Source organism: Conyzicola sp., from assembly GCF_057073975.1.
On sequence record NZ_JBXMIS010000088.1, the window covers coordinates 22856 to 39533 of the forward strand.

The 16678-nt window shown below is 67.5% G+C and carries 17 protein-coding genes; 5 read left to right on the forward strand and 12 right to left on the reverse strand.

Features of this window, described 5'->3' with window-relative positions; genetic code table 11:
* The first annotated feature begins 60 nt into the window (after nucleotides 1–60).
* A complete protein-coding gene (locus AC14A7_RS07955) occupies nucleotides 61–654 on the forward strand; it encodes a TetR/AcrR family transcriptional regulator (RefSeq protein ID WP_484007935.1) in 594 nt (197 codons plus the stop codon).
* A gap of 137 nt (nucleotides 655–791) precedes the next feature.
* Entirely contained in the window at nucleotides 792–1127 is a 336-nt protein-coding gene (locus AC14A7_RS07960; RefSeq protein ID WP_484007937.1) for a hypothetical protein, read from the forward strand.
* A gap of 98 nt (nucleotides 1128–1225) precedes the next feature.
* Here AC14A7_RS07960 and AC14A7_RS07965 read toward each other — a convergent pair whose 3' ends face one another.
* The 5 genes from AC14A7_RS07965 to AC14A7_RS07985 form a co-directional block, all read right to left on the reverse strand.
* Nucleotides 1226–2236, reverse strand: coding sequence for an aldo/keto reductase (locus tag AC14A7_RS07965; protein WP_484007939.1), 1011 nt, complete (start codon nucleotides 2234–2236; stop codon nucleotides 1226–1228).
* Between the two features lie 122 nt (nucleotides 2237–2358).
* A complete protein-coding gene (locus tag AC14A7_RS07970) occupies nucleotides 2359–3306 on the reverse strand; it encodes an aldo/keto reductase (protein ID WP_484007941.1) in 948 nt (315 codons plus the stop codon).
* A gap of 189 nt (nucleotides 3307–3495) precedes the next feature.
* Nucleotides 3496–5793 carry a polyribonucleotide nucleotidyltransferase gene (locus AC14A7_RS07975; protein ID WP_484007943.1) on the reverse strand — a complete coding sequence of 766 codons (2298 nt, stop codon included), beginning with the start codon at nucleotides 5791–5793 and terminating at the stop codon, nucleotides 3496–3498.
* A gap of 237 nt (nucleotides 5794–6030) precedes the next feature.
* Nucleotides 6031–6663: a hypothetical protein gene (locus AC14A7_RS07980; protein WP_484007945.1), complete on the reverse strand. Its 633-nt coding sequence runs from the start codon at nucleotides 6661–6663 to the stop codon at nucleotides 6031–6033.
* Nucleotides 6664–6683: 20 nt separating this feature from the next.
* The gene (locus AC14A7_RS07985) at nucleotides 6684–8645 is read right to left on the reverse strand and encodes a glycosyltransferase (RefSeq protein WP_484007946.1); all 1962 of its coding nucleotides are present in this window, start codon (nucleotides 8643–8645) and stop codon (nucleotides 6684–6686) included.
* A gap of 151 nt (nucleotides 8646–8796) precedes the next feature.
* On the opposite strand from AC14A7_RS07985, the gene AC14A7_RS07990 reads away from it, so the two are divergent.
* Complete coding sequence (locus tag AC14A7_RS07990; protein ID WP_484007948.1) at nucleotides 8797–9402, forward strand: DedA family protein; 606 nt, start codon at nucleotides 8797–8799, stop codon at nucleotides 9400–9402.
* Here the strand turns inward: AC14A7_RS07990 and AC14A7_RS07995 are convergent.
* The 7 genes from AC14A7_RS07995 to AC14A7_RS08025 all read right to left on the reverse strand — a co-directional run bounded on the left by AC14A7_RS07995 (nucleotide 9383) and on the right by AC14A7_RS08025 (nucleotide 15241).
* Entirely contained in the window at nucleotides 9383–10705 is a 1323-nt protein-coding gene (locus AC14A7_RS07995) for a UDP-glucose dehydrogenase family protein (protein WP_484007950.1), read from the reverse strand. The two genes, AC14A7_RS07990 and AC14A7_RS07995, sit on opposite strands and share 20 nt — an antisense overlap.
* A gap of 119 nt (nucleotides 10706–10824) precedes the next feature.
* Complete coding sequence (locus AC14A7_RS08000; protein WP_484007952.1) at nucleotides 10825–11490, reverse strand: hypothetical protein; 666 nt, start codon at nucleotides 11488–11490, stop codon at nucleotides 10825–10827.
* Between the two features lie 25 nt (nucleotides 11491–11515).
* The gene (locus AC14A7_RS08005) at nucleotides 11516–12136 is read right to left on the reverse strand and encodes an FMN reductase (protein WP_484007953.1); all 621 of its coding nucleotides are present in this window, start codon (nucleotides 12134–12136) and stop codon (nucleotides 11516–11518) included.
* Nucleotides 12133–13239, reverse strand: a complete 1107-nt coding sequence (locus AC14A7_RS08010; protein ID WP_484007955.1) for an LLM class flavin-dependent oxidoreductase — start codon at nucleotides 13237–13239, stop codon at nucleotides 12133–12135. The genes AC14A7_RS08005 and AC14A7_RS08010 overlap by 4 nt, the downstream gene beginning before the upstream one ends.
* Nucleotides 13240–13317: 78 nt before the next feature.
* The gene (locus AC14A7_RS08015; RefSeq protein WP_484007957.1) at nucleotides 13318–13926 is read right to left on the reverse strand and encodes a hypothetical protein; all 609 of its coding nucleotides are present in this window, start codon (nucleotides 13924–13926) and stop codon (nucleotides 13318–13320) included.
* Nucleotides 13927–13947: 21 nt separating this feature from the next.
* Entirely contained in the window at nucleotides 13948–14586 is a 639-nt protein-coding gene (locus tag AC14A7_RS08020) for a hypothetical protein (RefSeq protein WP_484007959.1), read from the reverse strand.
* Nucleotides 14579–15241 carry a hypothetical protein gene (locus AC14A7_RS08025; RefSeq protein ID WP_484007961.1) on the reverse strand — a complete coding sequence of 221 codons (663 nt, stop codon included), beginning with the start codon at nucleotides 15239–15241 and terminating at the stop codon, nucleotides 14579–14581. The genes AC14A7_RS08020 and AC14A7_RS08025 overlap by 8 nt, the downstream gene beginning before the upstream one ends.
* Before the next feature lie 93 nt (nucleotides 15242–15334).
* Between AC14A7_RS08025 and AC14A7_RS08030 the strand changes: the two genes are divergently transcribed.
* Both AC14A7_RS08030 and AC14A7_RS08035 read left to right on the forward strand, forming a co-directional pair.
* Nucleotides 15335–16369: a M4 family metallopeptidase gene (locus AC14A7_RS08030; RefSeq protein ID WP_484007963.1), complete on the forward strand. Its 1035-nt coding sequence runs from the start codon at nucleotides 15335–15337 to the stop codon at nucleotides 16367–16369.
* A 10-nt stretch (nucleotides 16370–16379) separates the two neighbouring features.
* The gene (locus tag AC14A7_RS08035; protein WP_484007965.1) at nucleotides 16380–16667 is read left to right on the forward strand and encodes a protealysin inhibitor emfourin; all 288 of its coding nucleotides are present in this window, start codon (nucleotides 16380–16382) and stop codon (nucleotides 16665–16667) included.
* The last annotated feature ends 11 nt before the right edge of the window (nucleotides 16668–16678 follow it).

The window sequence follows — 16678 nt, forward strand, 5'->3', positions numbered from 1 at the left end:
TCCTATCCGGAGTGGTGGGCACCTCCCCGTGGCGCCCACCACCCGTGAGGCAGGCGTCCTGTGACAATCACAGAGATCGCCCCGGCAGCGCCGCGCGCGCCGTGGGCGAAGAACCGCATCCTCGAGACGGCCAACGAGCTGTTCTACGGCGATGGCATCCGCACGGTCGGCGTCGATCGGCTCATCAGCGAGTCGTCGGTGACCAAGGCGACGTTCTACAAGCACTACGGGTCGAAGGACCGCCTCATCGTGCAGTACGTTCGCCACCGCGACGCCACCATGCGAGCGAGAGTCGAGTCGGTCATCGAGCAGCACTCGAACCCGTCGAGTGCGCTGCGCGAGCTCATGGACCAGGTGAGCACTGAGATCTCGAGCCCCGGATTCCGCGGCTGCGCCTTCCTCAACGCCGCGTCGGAGTACCCAGACGCCTCGCACCCCGTGCGCCTCGTCGTCAGCGAGCACCGCGACTGGTACACCGAGGTTCTCGCAACCCTTCTGGCAGACATGGGCCACCCGCTGCCCGGCAATGCCGCCGACGAGCTCATGCTCGCGAGTGACGGAGCGAAGGGCGGCGGCTACGCTGGCGACCCGGTCGCCGCCACTACCGCTCTCGGCCGCGTGGTCGAGCGCGTTCTCAGCGAGGTTCCCGCCTAAGAGACGGGTTCAGCTACATGGGAGTTTGCTGAGACGACCCCGTCGTAGTGTCAGCCAGCATGCGGCTCACGCTAATGTGACGTGTCGCTTGTACACATCTAGTGTTCAGCAAACGCACACTCTCGAAAGGGAACCCCATGACATTCACACTCACACTTCTCAACATCATCATCATCCTGATCGGCGTCCTTGCGATCGTCGACGGAGTGACCCGCCTGCGCGGCAGCCGCACCAGCTCGATCCTCGCGATCGTGGAGATCGTGCTCGCGGTCCTGCTGCTGCTTGTCCACTTCTTCGGTTTTGTCACGCTTCCAGAGCTGTGGATCGCCGTCGCCCTCGAGATCGTGCTGATCGTTCTCATCGTCACGCGCGGCACCGGCCGTGGTCGTGGCTACATCGGCATCACCGCCGTTGCAGCCCTGCTCAACCTCGTCTACATCCTGCACCTGCTCGGCGTCATCGCGATCCCGTAGTCAGCACTGCACAGCGAAGGGCGTCGAGAAATCGGCGCCCTTCTGCGTTGGCGCGGTGAGCTACGAGCTACTAGCTACTGGCGACCAACGCCGAGCGACTAGGTCGCGGAGACCCGGTCGAGGTCTGCCAGCTGGTGGCGAGTGAGTCGAACCGATGCTGCTGCGGTGAGCTCGCGCACCTGCGCGGCACTGCTCGCCGAAACGACGGGGGCGACGACGTTCGGCTTCGAGAGCAGCCAGGCGATGGCCACCGTCGCGACGGTCTCGCCGTGGGCGGCGGCAACCTCATCCAGCACGCCCAGGATGCGCAGTCCCCGTCGCGACAGGTACTTCGCCGCCTCTGCACCCCGCCTGCCGCGCGCAAGATCGCCGCGCGTACGGTACTTTCCGCTGAGGAACCCGCTCGCCAGCGCGAACCGCGGCATGACGCCGAGGTTCTGCAGGCTGGCGATGCGTGCCAGACCGGTCTCGTACTCTGCCCGGTGCATCAGGTTGTACTGGTTCTGCAGGGCGACCATGTGGGCGACGCCGAGCTGGGCCGCCGCGATGCGTGCCTCCATGAGGCGGGTGCCGGTGTGGTCGGAGCCGCCGAAGTAGCGCACCTTGCCAGAGCCGATAAGCGAGTCCACCGCGAGCAGCGTCTCCTCGAACGCGACGGATGGGTCGTCGATGTGCAGGTACAGCAGGTCGATGTGCGAGGTCTGCAGGCGCTGCAGGCTCGCGTCCACCGCCGCCACGATGGCGCGGCGAGTGAGGCCCGGGTTGTCGGCATTCTTGCCGATCTTGGTGGCGATCACGACATCCTGCCGGTTTCGGCGATCGCGCAGCCAGTTGCCGACCATGATCTCGCTGCGGCCGCCGGCGTAGGAGTCTGCGGTGTCGATGAAGTTGCCGCCGTCAGCGACGAACTGGTCGAGGATGCCCTCTGTCGTCTCGACGTCGGCCGTCCACCCGAACACATTGCCGCTGATCGCGATCGGGAAGACGCGGAGGTCGGAGGGACCGACGGCGCGAAGCAGGCTAGGAGCGGATGCGCTCGATGCGACGGCGGCAGGCAGCGTCTCGACGTGGCTGGTCGCCACCTCGCCCGTCTGCACCGCGATCGTCATGTCGGCTCTCCTTTGCCCTGAGGATAAGTGCAGAACTGAACAGTCTCGTGCACCGCGCCGCGATTGTTATCGTGCCGTAGTACTGTCGCCCCCCGGGCGGGGGTGAGTCGGCGCGGATCTGCCTAGGAAGAGACTTTCTCGAGCCGTGCAACGTGCTCCGGCGAGAGAACGACCACGGCGGCGCCGAGCAAGTCGGCCACCTGGTCGGCGCTCTGGCATCGCGCGATCGCGCTCGCAATCCCCGGCCGAGACAGCACCCACGCGATGGCAATGCGGCCGGGCGTCTCACCGAGCTCTGCGCTGATGTCGTCGAGCGTTGCGAGCACCCGTCGAGCCCGCTTGTCGTCGTAGAGCGCGGCGTCCATGAACATTCCGCTCGTCGGGAAGTCCTCTTTGCGGCGAAATTCACCGGCGAGGAACCCGCTTGCCAGTGGAAGTCGGGCGATTCCGCACGCGTTGTGCTTGACCGCGAAGGACTGGATGTCGTTCTCGTACTCTGAGCGACGCAGCAGGTTGTACTCGGCGAGGATGGCGTGGATCGAGAGGAGCCCTGACTCCGCTGCCGCCTCATCGAGTCGCGCGATTGCCGCCTTGCTGAACCCCGCGACACCGACCGCGCGAATCTTGCCTGCCTCGATGAGCTCGGCGATCGCGCCAAGGGTGTCGTCGAACGGCACGCCCTCGTTCTCGCCATCGAGGCTGAGCAGGTCGATGTGGTCGACCCCCAAGCGCTCGAGGGAGGCATCCACCGCAGCAAGGACGACCTCTGGGCGGTGACCGGGGTTGTCTGGATGCTTTCCCACCTTGGTCGCCACCACCATCTCACCGCGAATGCGCCTCGATCGCAGCCACGAGCCGATCATGACCTCGCTGCGGCCACCCGCATAGTGGTCGGCGGTGGAGATGAAGTTGCCCCCGGCGAGCGAGTAGCTGTCGAGTGCCGCCGCCGTGTCATCCGGGCCTGCGGCCCAGCCGAAGACCGAGCCGTCGATTCCGATCGGGTGCACGAAGATGCCGGTCGATCCGATCGCTCGTCGAGCCGGTGCTGCATCTGGCGAAGTCCAGGTCATTCTCACCCTCCGTGGTCAATTGACAGTACCGTCGGCCCGAGCGGTGCATGGCCAGCTTGCGCGACGGGTGATCGCCTGTTAAGCGCGGATGCCCACCCCGAAGGGTGGGCATCCGTGTCTTGCCTGGGCGCCTGGCGAGAGGCCCCAGGTAGATCTCTTCGCCGCTCCGCGTGGCGGCGCGGCTACAAACTACTCGCCTTCGGCGGGAGCCTGAGGGCCCTCCGACGCGGCGGCGCTGGAGTCGGTGTCGGCTGGCTCTGCGATAACAGAGTCACCCTCGTCCGATACCGGCGCGAGCGACAGCTTTCCACGGTCGTCGACCTTGGTGATCTCGACCTGGATCTTCTGGCCGACCGCGAGCACGTCTTCGACGTTCTCGACGCGCTTGCCACCGGCGAGCTTGCGCACCTCGCTGATGTGCAGCAGGCCGTCCTTGCCGGGGGTGAGCGAGACGAACGCGCCGAACGTGGCCAGCTTGACGACGGTTCCGAGGAACCGCTCGCCGACCTCCGGGTTGAGCGGGTTCGCGATCGCGTTGACGGCGGCACGAGCGGCCTCCGCCGACGGGCCGTCGACAGCACCGATGTACACGGTTCCGTCGTCCTCGATCGAGATGTCGGCTCCGGTGTCGTCCTGGATCTGGTTGATGGTCTTGCCCTTCGGGCCGATCAGCTCACCGATCTTGTCGACGGGGATCTGCACGCTGATGACGCGAGGCGCGGTCGGCGCCATCTCGTCTGGCGCGTCGATCGCGGCGTTGATGACGGCGAGGATCGCGGTGCGAGCCTCCTTCGCCTGCTTGAGGGCGCCATCCAGAACACTGGACGGAAGACCCGCGAGCTTGGTGTCGAGCTGGATCGCGGTCACGAACTCGCTGGTTCCGGCGACCTTGAAGTCCATGTCGCCGAGGGCGTCCTCAGCACCGAGGATGTCGGTGAGAGCCGCGTAGCGCGTCTCGCCGTCGACCTCGTCGGAGATGAGTCCCATCGCGATGCCGGCGACCGGGGCGCGCAGGGGCACTCCGGCGTTGAGCAGCGACAGGGTAGACGCGCAGACGGAGCCCATCGACGTCGAGCCGTTGGAGCCGAGAGCCTCGGACACCTGGCGGATCGCGTAGGGGAACTCCTCGCGGGGCGGCAGCACCGGCACGAGGGCGCGCTCGGCAAGGAAGCCGTGCCCGATCTCGCGACGCTTCGGGCTGCCGACGCGGCCGGTCTCACCGGTCGAGTAGGGCGGGAAGTTGTAGTGGTGAAGGTAGCGCTTCTTCGTGACGGGGTTCAGCGAGTCGATCTGCTGCTCCATCTTGAGCATGTTCAGCGTGGTCACGCCGAGGATCTGCGTCTCTCCGCGCTGGAAGATCGCCGAGCCGTGAACGCGCGGGATGACCTGCACCTCTGCATCGAGCGCACGGATGTCGCTGAGGCCACGGCCGTCGATGCGGATTCCGTCTTTGAGCACGCGGGTGCGCATGATCTTCTTGGAGACCGACTTGTAGGCGGCACTGACCATCGGCGGGATGTCGCCGGCGATCTCGCCGTTGCTTGCCTTCTCGTTGATGATGGCCTTGACGCGCTCCTTGAGCTCGTCATCCTTCTCCTGGCGCTCCTGCTTGTCGGCGATCTGGTAGATGTTCACCAGTTCGTCGTAGGCGACCTCGGCGACGGCGTTGTAGCCCTCCTCCGAGTACGGCGGGAACAGCGGGAAGTCCTTGATGGGCTTCGCGGCCTGGTCGGCGATCGACTGCTGCGCCTTGATGAGCTGGGCAAGGAACGGCTTTGCCGCTGCAAGGCCCTGCGAGACAACGGACTCGTCTGGCTTGGTTGCGCCAGCCTTGATGAGATCCCAGCTGCCCTCGGTGGCCTCGGCCTCGACCATCATGATCGCGACATCCTCGACGCCGTTGGCGTCGGTGACGAGGCGACCGGCGACGGTCAGGTCGAAGACGGCCTCAGCGAGCTGCTCGTGCTTCGGGAAGGCGACCCACTGGTCGCCGATCAGGGCGAGGCGGATTCCGCCGATCGGGCCGTAGAACGGCAGACCGGAGATCTGCGTCGACGCCGAGGCGGCGTTGATCGCGAGCGCGTCGTAGAACTCGCCGGGGGCGATGGACATGACGGTGATGACGATCTGCACCTCGTTGCGCAGACCCTCGACGAAGGTCGGGCGCAGCGGGCGGTCGATGAGACGGCAGACGAGGATTGCCTCGGTGCTGGGGCGGCCCTCGCGGCGGAAGAACGACCCGGGGATCTTGCCGGCGGCGTACGAGCGCTCCTCGACGTCGACCGTCAGCGGGAAGAAGTCGAAGCCGTCGCGCGGGTGCTTTCCAGCACTCGTTGCGCTCAGGATCATGGTCTCTTCGTCGAGGTACGCGGCGACGGCACCCTGTGCCTGCTGCGCGAGTCGACCGGTCTCGAAACGGACCGTGCGCTTGCCGAACGTGCCGTTATCGAGAACAGCCTCGGCGAACTTGATTTCTGGACCCTCCATAGGGGGGTTTCTCCTTTGTTTAACGTCGCACCCCGTATGGGCGCGACTCTGCTCGCGCCAGATGGCGCTACAACACGGAGCAACAGGAGGCAGGATGACGGCGTACGTACGCTTGGCGCGTCTGGCCAACAGTAGAAAGTCTCCGAGCCACTCGGAAATTCACCACCGTGGACCAGCTTCTTGCCAGCCTGCTCCGGTATTGCTTCGTTCAGGGTACCAGTCGCGGCTCAGAAACAGCTATGGACGCGCCTCGAGGCGGGCGGACCAGCCCTCCGGGTAGGGAGGGCACCCGTCGAGTACGGCCGATGCGACGGCGATAGATGCGGGCAGCTCTGCCGTGAGGTATGGATTCCACGACCCCGGCTGGCCTGGCTCCCCGCTGCCGAACTGCGTGCGCGTCGGCACCCGCAGAACGGCGGAGCCCTCGAGCGCGAGACACGGGATGAGCCACTCGCGGTAGTACGTGTAGAGCTCGTCGAGCTGCTCGTCGTCGAGCTCGCTGAAGACGGTGTCGTAGGTCGGGAAGCGGGAGCCGCAGTAGTACCAGGCGAGCCCCTCCTCCCCCGCGCTCGAGGTGCGCTCTAGTCCGTTGGTGAAGCCGTTGGACCGGTCGAAGTCGAAGGCGGAGAATCCGGCATCCACCATGCACTGCTTCATGGCGAAGCCCCAGCCGTTGGGCAGCAGGAAGCGGGGTGCGATGGGAGACGGGCGATCGAGTCGTCCGTCGCCGCGCCAGGCGGCATCCAGTCGGGCCTGCACGAAGTGGGAGACGTCGGCTCGCTGGCCCTGGGTCGGAGTGACCCCAGACGCACACCCGCCGAGCATCAGCGCCGCGCACAGGAGCAGCGGCATTCCCCGTCGAAGGCCCACCCGATCGACTCTACGCCGGGCTAGGTGCCGACGGGAGAGTACGAACCGGTCGGATCGACGGGGATAACCGGCACCAGCTCCCCGTGCTTCGCCGTGAGTCCGTCGCCCGCGGTTCGACCGCGAACCCGGCGGGCGAACCAGGGGCGAACGTGCGCCCACAGCCACCGGGCGGTGGGAATCCACGAGTCGCCGTCGGCATCGTCGTCGTGGGCCGTGACGTCGAGTATCCCGAGCTCCTGCATGCCGGGCAGGCCGACCGACGCCGCCGCACGGTAGGCGAGCAGGCGGTGTCCGTGCGAGCTCAAATGCACCCGGTCTTCTGCCCAGGCGCGCGGCTGCGAGCACGCGGGGTCACCAGAGAAGTCGAGGTACATGGCTCCACTGGCGAGAGCGCCCTCGCGAAGCACGGCGTTGAAACGCTGGATGCGCGAGTGCAGCGCCGCAAGGTACCGGCGGCGGGGTGCGAACGGCGCGACGACCAGCACGTCGATGCCGGCCTCGCGCAGGCGGACGATCGCTGCGCAGAGCTCGCGGGCGAGCTCGACCGGGCGGGCGTCCATTCGCACCAGGTCGTTGGCGCCGACCAGCACGCTCACCACATCGGCCCCCAGTTCGATGGCGCGAGGAATCTGGTTGTCGACGACGTCGGCGATGCGGCGGCTGCGAACCGCGAGGTTGGCATAGAGCAGCGGAGAGCGACGGCCGCTCGCATGGGCGAGAAGACCGGCGAGCCTGTCGGCCCAGCCGCGGAACTCCCCCGACGCCTGCCTCGACGAGTCGGAGAGCCCCTCGGTGAGCGAGTCGCCGACCGCGACGTAGCGCGACCAGCGCACCGCGCTCGGCCGGGCCGTCGTCGATGCGTCGGACACACCGTCGATCGCCGCACGGTAGTGGCCAAGCAGCTCATCGCCGAGCGCGGCCCAGCTGCGATGGGCAACGGATGCACGCGCCGCCCCCGCGAACGCCCGCCGCTTCGCGTCGTCGCCGACCAGGTCGAGCACACGGGAGCGCAGGTCGGCGAGGTCGCCGGGACGGTAGAGCCACCCGGTGCGACTGTTCTGCACGAGGTCGAGCGGGCCGCCACGGCCCGTGGCCACGACGGGCACCCCGCTCGCGAGCGCCTCCTGCACGGTCTGGCAGAAGGTCTCGTTCTCGCCGGGATGCACGAAGAGGTCGAAGCTGGCGACGAGCTCAGCGAGGGCGAGGCCGTCGCGAAACCCGGTGAAGACCGCATCAGGAAGCGCCGCCTCGAGGGCGGGGCGGCTCGGTCCGTCTCCGACGATGACCAGGCGGGTTCCCGGGATGTCGGCGACGGCCAGCAGGTCGTCTACCTGCTTCTCAGCCGCCAGCCGGCCGACGTAGCCGATCACGAGCTCCCCGTGCGGGGCGATCTCGGCACGCACGGCGGCGCTGCGGCGTGATGGGGCGAACCGCTCTGCGTCGACCCCGCGAGCCCAGCGCTGCAGCCGGTCGACGCCGAGAGAGGCGAGCTCTGCCATCGCCGAGGTGGACGGCGCGAGCGTGAGGGTCGCCCTTCGATGGATGCGCCCGAGGTGCGCGGTCAGCGCCGGGCCCGCCGCGGCGATGCCGTAGCGCTGGGCGTAGCCGGGAATGTCGGTCTGGTAGATCGCCACGGTCGGAATGCCGAGGTGGTCAGCCGCCCGAAGCGCCTGCCAGCCGAGGACGAACGGCGAGGCGAGGTGCACGACATCCGGCTGGAAGTCTCGCAGGATGCCCTCGAGCTGCGTGGCACTCGTGACGGTGATGCGCACATCGGGATAGGAGGGAAGGGCGAGCGAGCGCAGCAGCACGGCGCCGGCGCCGTGGAGGGCGGCACCCCTATCGGTCGCGCTCGCCGCCTTCGGCGCGATGACGAGTACGTCGTGCCCACGCTGCTCGAAGTGCCTGAGCATCTGGATGACGGAGTTGACAACCCCGTTCATCTGCGGAAGGAAGGTCTCGGCCACCACCACGATTCTCACGCGCCCAGCGTGACAGCGCCCGGCGTGCCTGCCCAGCGAATCCGGCCGCAAACGGCGAGCGTTCACCCGATCGACCTCGCGCGTTCTGCTTCGCGTCGTGCAATCGGGCTGTGGTTGCCCGTCGTTCACCTTGACCCGCTAGACCGGGACCGTGGACACCTGGCTACTCGCGCTCGCCGACTCTCCCCTGCTGCTGCCGGCGCTCTTCGCCCTGGTGCTCGGCGACGCCTTCCTCGTGGTGCTGCCGAGCGAGACGGCCGTCGTCGCGCTCGGCGCCATGGCCGCCGCCACCGGATCGCCGCACCTCGGCCTCGTCATCCCGATCGCGGCAGCCGGGGCGATCGCCGGCGACACCGCGTGCTTCCTCATCGGGCGAGCGGCGGGCCACGACCGCTGGGCGTGGCAGCGTGAGGGGCGGCGGGGAGCCGCCGTTGCGCGGGCGCGGGCGACCGTGCTCGCGCGGCCAGCGGTGCTCATCTTTACCGCGCGCTACGTGCCGTTCGCCAGAATCGCGGTCAATCTCTCTGCGGGGGCCTCCGGCCTGCCCTACCGGCGCTTCCTGCCGCTCTCCGCAGCGGCCTGCGTCGGCTGGGCCGTCTACAACGTGGCCATCGGCTCGCTCTTCGGCGCGATCCTTCGCGACACTCCCCTGCTCGCCATCGTCGTGTCCGTCGCGGTGGCCGTCGCGCTCGGCGTGACGATCGACCTCGTCGTGACCCGATTCTCGCGAGGGCGCGCTACGCCACCAGCTGGCTGATGCGCTCTGGCACGGCGTGCCCGAGCGAGATGACCCGCCACCCGGCAGACCGCCAGAGGTCGGCGTCGATGCACCCGCGCGCGTCGATGATGGTGCGGCACCGCGCGACGGCACCCGCGGCACGCGGGTCGAGCTCGGCAAACTGCCTCCACTCGGTCAGCACGAGAACCAGGTCTGCGCCAGCCACCGCGTCGAGCGCATCGGCGTGGTACTCGAGCTGAGGATGCAGCGCTCGCGCCGTCTCTGTGGCCTCCGGGTCGCTCGCCGCGACATCCAGTCCCTCGGCGGCGAGCCTGCTGGCCACGTCGAGCGCCGGTGAGTCACGCACGTCGTCGGAGTCGGGCTTGAACGCGAGACCCAGCACGGCGACGCGACCGGATCGCGACGGCAGCTCGTCGAGAGCCAGCTCGACCACGCGATCTCGTCGCCGCAGATTGACCGACTCGACCTCGCGGAGGAAGCCGAGAGCCTCGCCAACGCCCAGCTCCTCTGCTCGCGCCACGAAACCGCGGATGTCCTTGGGCAGGCAGCCACCGCCGAAGCCGAGTCCGGCGTTGAGGAAGCGGCGGCCGATGCGCGGGTCGTGGCCGAGGGCATCCGCGAGCTGGTCGATGTCGGCGCCGCACGCCTCGGCGATCTCGGCCATGGCGTTGATGAAAGAGATCTTGGTGGCGAGGAAGGCGTTGGCTGCGACCTTGACGAGCTCTGCGGTCGCGAAGTCGGTGACCATGCGGGGCGTTCCTGCCGCCAGAAGGGGTGCGTACACCTCGTCGAGCATCGCGACGGAAGAGGTGTCGCCGTCGCGAACCCCGTAGACCATGCGGTCGGGTTCGAGGGTGTCCTTGATGGCGCGACCCTCACGCAGAAACTCCGGGTTCCAGGCAAGGGATGCCCCCGTCGACTCGACGAGCACGGCAATCTGCGCGGCGACGCCAACCGGCACCGTCGACTTGCCGACCACGAGATTGCCTGGCCGCAGCACGGGCAGGAGCTCGGTCACCGCGGTGAAGAGGTAGCTGAGATCAGCAGCTCCCGTCGCACCCTGGGGCGTGCCGATCGCGAGGAAGTGCACGCTCGACCCGCGAGCGTGCTCGACGTCGGAGCTGAAGGCGAGGCGTCCCATGAGGGCACCCGCCTCGAGGAACTCCGGCAGCCCTGGCTCGAAGAACGGCGCCTGGCCGCGGGCGAGCGCGGCCGTCTTCTGCTCGTCGACATCGATACCGATGACGTCATGCCCGAGGCTTGCCATCGCTGCCGCGTGAACGGCACCGAGGTAGCCACATCCGATCACTGAGATGCGCACAGCACACAGGCTAAGAAATGCGGATGAACGACAGTGGGCCGACCGCAGTCACGGGAATGACGAAGGAGCGACCTCCCGGTTCTCGCGAGGGCGCTCTACGCCGCCGGCTGGCTGATCCCTCAGCCCCCGCTGAACCAGCCTGGAGTCTCGACATCGAGATCGGCAAACGGGTTGCCGCAGAGCGCCGTCATCGCCTCGAACTGCTCTCCGTCGATGCCGGTCTCGGCTCTGATGGCGAAGTAGGGAATCCAACCCGCCCGGCTCTCTTCGAACTCGACGCGATCGGGGAAGTAGTCGATCGGATAGCCGTTGACCTCAAGGCACGGTATGACCCAGCTCTGGTAGTAGTCGTAGAGGTAGTCGACCTGCGCGTCAGTAAAACGTGGTGCGCCGAAGCTCGATGCACCGGGGAAGCTGGCGAAGCAGGTGAACGCGGCGAGCTCCACCTCTGGAGGGAAATCACCGCCAGAACCGCTCTGGAACGTGGGACCGCCGTTCTCCTCTCCCATGCTCCAACTATCAAGACCATTGTCGACCATGCACTGGGTGAACGGGTCAAGACTCTGCGGGTTGACCGTCTCGTCAAGGCTCATCGGAGGATGTGGCCTCTCGAACTGGCCCTCGAGCCCCAGATTGAGCCACGCCGCGTCGATGCGGGACTCGAAGTACTCGGTGCGCTGCGCGTCGGTGAACGAGGGCGGCGGCGGATGGTGCGAGACGCACCCGGTGAGAAGAAGAAGCAGCGCGACCGCGGCGGGGGCGATGGATGCGGCGCGGGTGGTCACGCATCCATCCTGCCCCCTCGTCGCACTATTGCGCCCCGAATGCCCCCACCGGGCTGAACCCCGCCGGGAGCGCGAAGGGGTCGCGCACGTGCGAGGAGCGGTCGGATTCGCGCACCAGGGCGGCCAGCTCCCCCGCCGCGCGGTCGATGCGACCCGCGAGGGTTCCCGCGGCATCCGAGCCCCAGTCGCTCGAGGCGGCGTAGACAGCGGTCGGTACGACGACCGCATGCAGGTAGCTGAACAGCGGCCGCATCGCGTAGTCGAGGGCGAGCGAGTGGCGCTCTGTTCCGCCGGTGGCACCGATCAGCACCGGCATGCCGCTGATCGAGTCGGGATCGAGGATGTCGATGAACGACTTGAACAACCCGCTGTAGCTCGTCGTGAAGATGGGCGACACGGCGATGAGGCCGTCGGCCCCCGTCACCGACTCGATGACGGCCTCCAAGCGCGGGCTCGCGAACCCGGTGAGCAGGTTGTTCGTGACGTCTTGCGCGATGTCGCGCACATCGACGAAGTCGAGCTCGACCTCGATGCCCTCTGCCTGTAGGCGGTGCTGGGTTGCTGCCGCGATGCGCTCGGCGAGCAGGCGGGTCGACGACGGCTGGCTGAGGCCGGCGGAGACGACCGCGATGCGGCGGGCGGTCATGAGTTCACCACCGAGGTGGTCTCGACGGTCTCGACCCGCGCTGCGACGAGGGATGCATGCGTCGGGGCGTCGGGCACGGTCGCAGGGCGGTTCTTGGCCAGCTCGGCTCGCAGCACCGGCACGACCTCCCCGCCGAGGATGTCGAGCTGCTCAAGCACGGTCTTCAGCGGAAGGCCCGCGTGGTCCATGAGGAACAGCTGGCGCTGGTAGTCGCCGTAGTGGTCGCGCATGGCCGCATAGCGGTCGATCACCTGTTGCGGGCTGCCGACGGTGAGGGGCGTCTGCTCTGTGAAGTCCTCGAGCGAGGGGCCGTGGCCGTAGACCGGAGCCTCGTTGAAGTACGGGCGGAACTGGGTGACGGCATCCTGCGAGTTCTTGGCCATGAAGGCCTGGCCGCCGAGGCCGACGATTGCCTGCTCTGCCGTGCCGTGGCCGTAGTGCTCGAAGCGCTGGCGGTAGTAGCCGATGAGGCGCATGTAGTGCTCCTTCGGCCAGAAGATGTTGTTGGCGAAGAAGCCGTCGCCGTAGTAGGCCGCCTGCTCTGCGATCTCTGGGCTGCGGATGGATCCGTGCCAGACGAAGGGCGCGACACCGTCGAGCGGGCGCGGGGTCGACTGGAAACCCTGCAACGGGGTGCGGTACTTTCCAGACCAGTCGACGAAGTCCTCTGTCCACAGTCGGTGCAGCAGGGCGTAGTTCTCGATGGCGAGCTCGATGCCGTCGCGGATGTCCTTGCCGAACCACGGGTAGACCGGGCCGGTGTTGCCACGGCCCATCATGAGGTCGACACGGCCGTCGGCGACGTGCTGGAGCATCGCGTAGTCCTCGGCGATCTTCACCGGGTCGTTGGTCGTGATGAGGGTCGTGCTCGTCGAGAGCTGCAGGGTCGTCGTCTTGGCAGCGATGTAGCCGAGCATCGTCGTCGGGCTCGAGGGCACGAACGGCGGGTTGTGGTGCTCTCCGAGGGCGAAGACGTCGAGACCGACGGCCTCTGCGTGCTGCGCGATCGTGAGGATGTTCTTGATGCGCTCGTACTCGGTGGGGGTGGAGCCGTCAGTCGGATCCGTTGTGACGTCTCCGACGGTGAAGATTCCGAACTGCATGGGGTGCTCCTTGTGCGATCATTCGATGCGTTTGCATGTAATCTACAGAACCGCGCGGCCCGGAGAACTATTCCCGGGTCACGTCGACGGCAAGCCGATGACATAGGAGAAGTCCGCGCACTGCGCGTAGACCCCGCTCAGTACCGTCTCCGGAATGTCGAAGTTCTGCGCGTAGGGGCTCCAGGTGAAAAGGGACTCCGACTTCACGAACTCGTCACGGGTCGGCACTTCCGTGATCTCCAGCCCAGCACCGCGGAGGCACGGAATGAGCGAGTCACGGTAGAAGTCGTAAATGGCGTCGAGCTGGGCCGTGGTGTGGATCCCGTAGTACGCGGGATGCACCGGGAATCGTGAGACGCACCCGTAGAGGTCGAGTCGCTCTGCCGCCGGTGGCCCTCCGAGGGAGTTGAAAATCTCCTGCTCCCACCCGATGTAGCCAGCCTCCTCCATGCAGGCGGTGTAGACCGAGTCCGTATCGCCAGGCTGGATGAATCTGGCGAACTCGACAGTCGGTCGCGGCGAGTCCGGGCTGAACTGGAGGCTCTGCCACTGGAGGTCGTTGACCTGAGCGGTCATCGCCGCCAGCTCGGCCACCGTCGGCTCAGGGATCGGATCACCCTCGAGGGAGCAACCGCCGAGCGCACCCGCAGCCGCCAGCACCACGACCACGACGGCAATCCGGTTCATCGCCCCATTCTCGCTCAGCACTCACCAGACGGGCCGCATGCCATCGAACTGGTCTCCAGCAGGGAACGCGGGGCACGACTCGATCACGTGGCGGTCGCGGGCGCTGTGCTTCGGATCGAAGGACTGGTACATCCAGTAGTAGGGATTCCAGCCCTGGAACTGTCCGCCGAATGTGGCATCCTCGCGGCTGGGAACGCTGGCAACGTGCACCCCGTGCCCCTCGAGGCACGGCACGAGCACCCTCGTGTTGTAGCGGTAGAGAAAGTCGAGCATCTCACCACCGACAAGCCCGTAGTCGCGCGGGTCGACCTGGTACGTGGCCTGGCAGAGATACCAGTCGACTCTCTCAGCGACCGAGTCGGAGGCATTGAAGACGTAGGCGAGCCTCCCGGCCAGCTCGTCGTCGTACTCCGCATGGCCGAGGTAGTTCATGCATCCGGCCAGGGACGAGACCCACGCCCCTTGGCTGACGACGACGTGCTCGACGTTCCGCGGTCGAAACCGATCCGCGACCTGCGCGGTAGCCCACAGCGAGTCGTCGACGCTCGACATGTATGACTCGATCTCTGCCTCGGTCGCCTCGGCCCGCGGAATCTCCCGGGTCGGCACGCAGCCGGCGAGCAGCAGGAGCACGGCGAGCGCCGCGAGCGTCCTAACCATTCGAGCTCACCCGCCACGGATCGAAGATGTCGTCGTTGGGGAAGGAGGGGCACCGGGCCAGTAACTGCGTGTTCATCCTGGCCTCGGCGAAAGTGACCATATCCAACGCGTAGTAGGGATTCCAGCCCATTTCCTCGCCGATGGCGGCGAACTGCTCGCGGGTTGGCGCAGCGTCGACGCGCATCCCGGCGAGCTCGAGACAGGGAACAAGGGTCTGCTGGTAGTAGTCGTAGAGGTAGTCGCGCTGCTCTGGGGTGAGCGCGACCTCGAGTGCGAGGTCGCGCTGAAAAGCCGACCGACACTCGAAGAAATCGATGGCCTCCGCCCGTGGCTCGCTCACCGGATCGGACTTTGCGATCTGCAGCGTGCCGCCCTGTGCTCGAAAGTTCTCGTAGCCGGCCTCGGTCATGCAGGCAGCCACCCGCCGCGCCCAATCCTCCATCGCGACGACCTCGTACCCCCGGTCGGGAGGTCGATCCTGGTCGGAAAAACCGAGGTTCTCCCACTGCGCGTCAAGTTGCACGGCGCGGATGCTGTCTAACTCGTTCCGTGCGTCGCCTCCTGGTGCGCTCGTGGTCGGAACGCACCCGGCGAGCAGCAGCGCCGCCGCGCAGAGCGCGACTGCCGCTCGACCGGCCACCACCAACCTCGCCATGCGGCAATCCTCGCCCCTCCTCCGCGCCATGTCGAGCAGTGGCTCCAGACAACACCCCCACCGCTGTCGGTGCCCGCGGCGTAGCCTGAGGCGATGGTGATCGGAATCGTTCCTCCTTTCCTCCTGCAGCGCATCGCCTCGGTGCAGGATCCGGCCTTCGCCCCCGCAGCCGCCGCCGCGCGCACGTCAATGCTCATCGAGCGCCCATGGCGGGGAATCCGAGTCGGGGAGTCCACCCCTCCGACCGCCGCACCACCGCGGCCATCGGTGACCGCTCGGCATTTAGAGGACGCGGTGCGCACCATCTTCGACGCCAAGAACACCGAGCAGCTGCCCGGCGAGATCGTGCGCGATGCGACCCGTGAATCCGACGATCCGGCGGTAGCGGAGGCGTGGGACGGGCTCGGGCACACCCACGACCTGTTCCGATACGAGTTCGATCGCGCGTCGATCGACGACGCCAATCTGCCGCTCAACGCGACCGTGCACTTCGGCCACCATTACGACAACGCCTTCTGGGACGGCGAGCGCATGGTGTTCGGCGATGGCGACGGCATCGTCTTCACCCGCATGACCGGCTCGCTCTCCGTCATCGGCCACGAGCTCACCCACGGCGTCACCCAGTACGCGGCCGGGCTCGCCTACACGGGCCAGTCCGGGGCCCTCAACGAGTCGCTCTCCGACGTCTTCGGCGCTCTCGTCGAGCAACGCGCCCTCGCCCAGACGGCAGAAACCGCGAGCTGGCTCATCGGGGCCGGCATCTTCACCGACCAGGTCGAGGGCAGGGCGCTTCGCGACATGCGATCCCCGGGGACCGCGTACGACGACGATGTGCTCGGCAGGGATCCGCAGCCGGCCCACATGGACGACTTCGTCAGCACGCCCTCCGACAACGGCGGGGTGCACATCAACTCCGGAATCCCCAACCGGGCCTTCTACCTCGTTGCGGCGGCGATCGGCGGCAACGCCTGGGAGCGGGCCGGCCAGATCTGGTACCGCACGCTCACCTCCGGTGCGCTGAAGCCCCACGCGACATTCCACGACTTCGCCCACGCCACGAAGGAGGCCGCCGGCGACGACCGGCTCGCCGTCGCCGAGGCGTGGCTCGCGGTCGGAGTCTCCTCATGAGGGCGGCGTCGTGAAGATCTCTGTCACACGCAGCGGCGGCATCGCCGGCCTGACCCGCACCTGGACGATCACGGTCGACGAGCAGCCAGACAAAGACGACTGGATGTCGCTGGTCGCGCGCCTGCCGTGGAACGAGCGGGAGCGCGTTGCGCCGCAGCCCGACCGCTACGCCTACCTCATCCGATGCTCGCGACGGCGCATCCTGCTGCCGGAGCAGCGCGTGCAGGGGCCGTGGCGCGAGCTCGTGGACCGGGTGTGCGAACGCGCGTCCGACGAGAACAGCTACCGCCGCCAGTAGCGGTCGAAGAC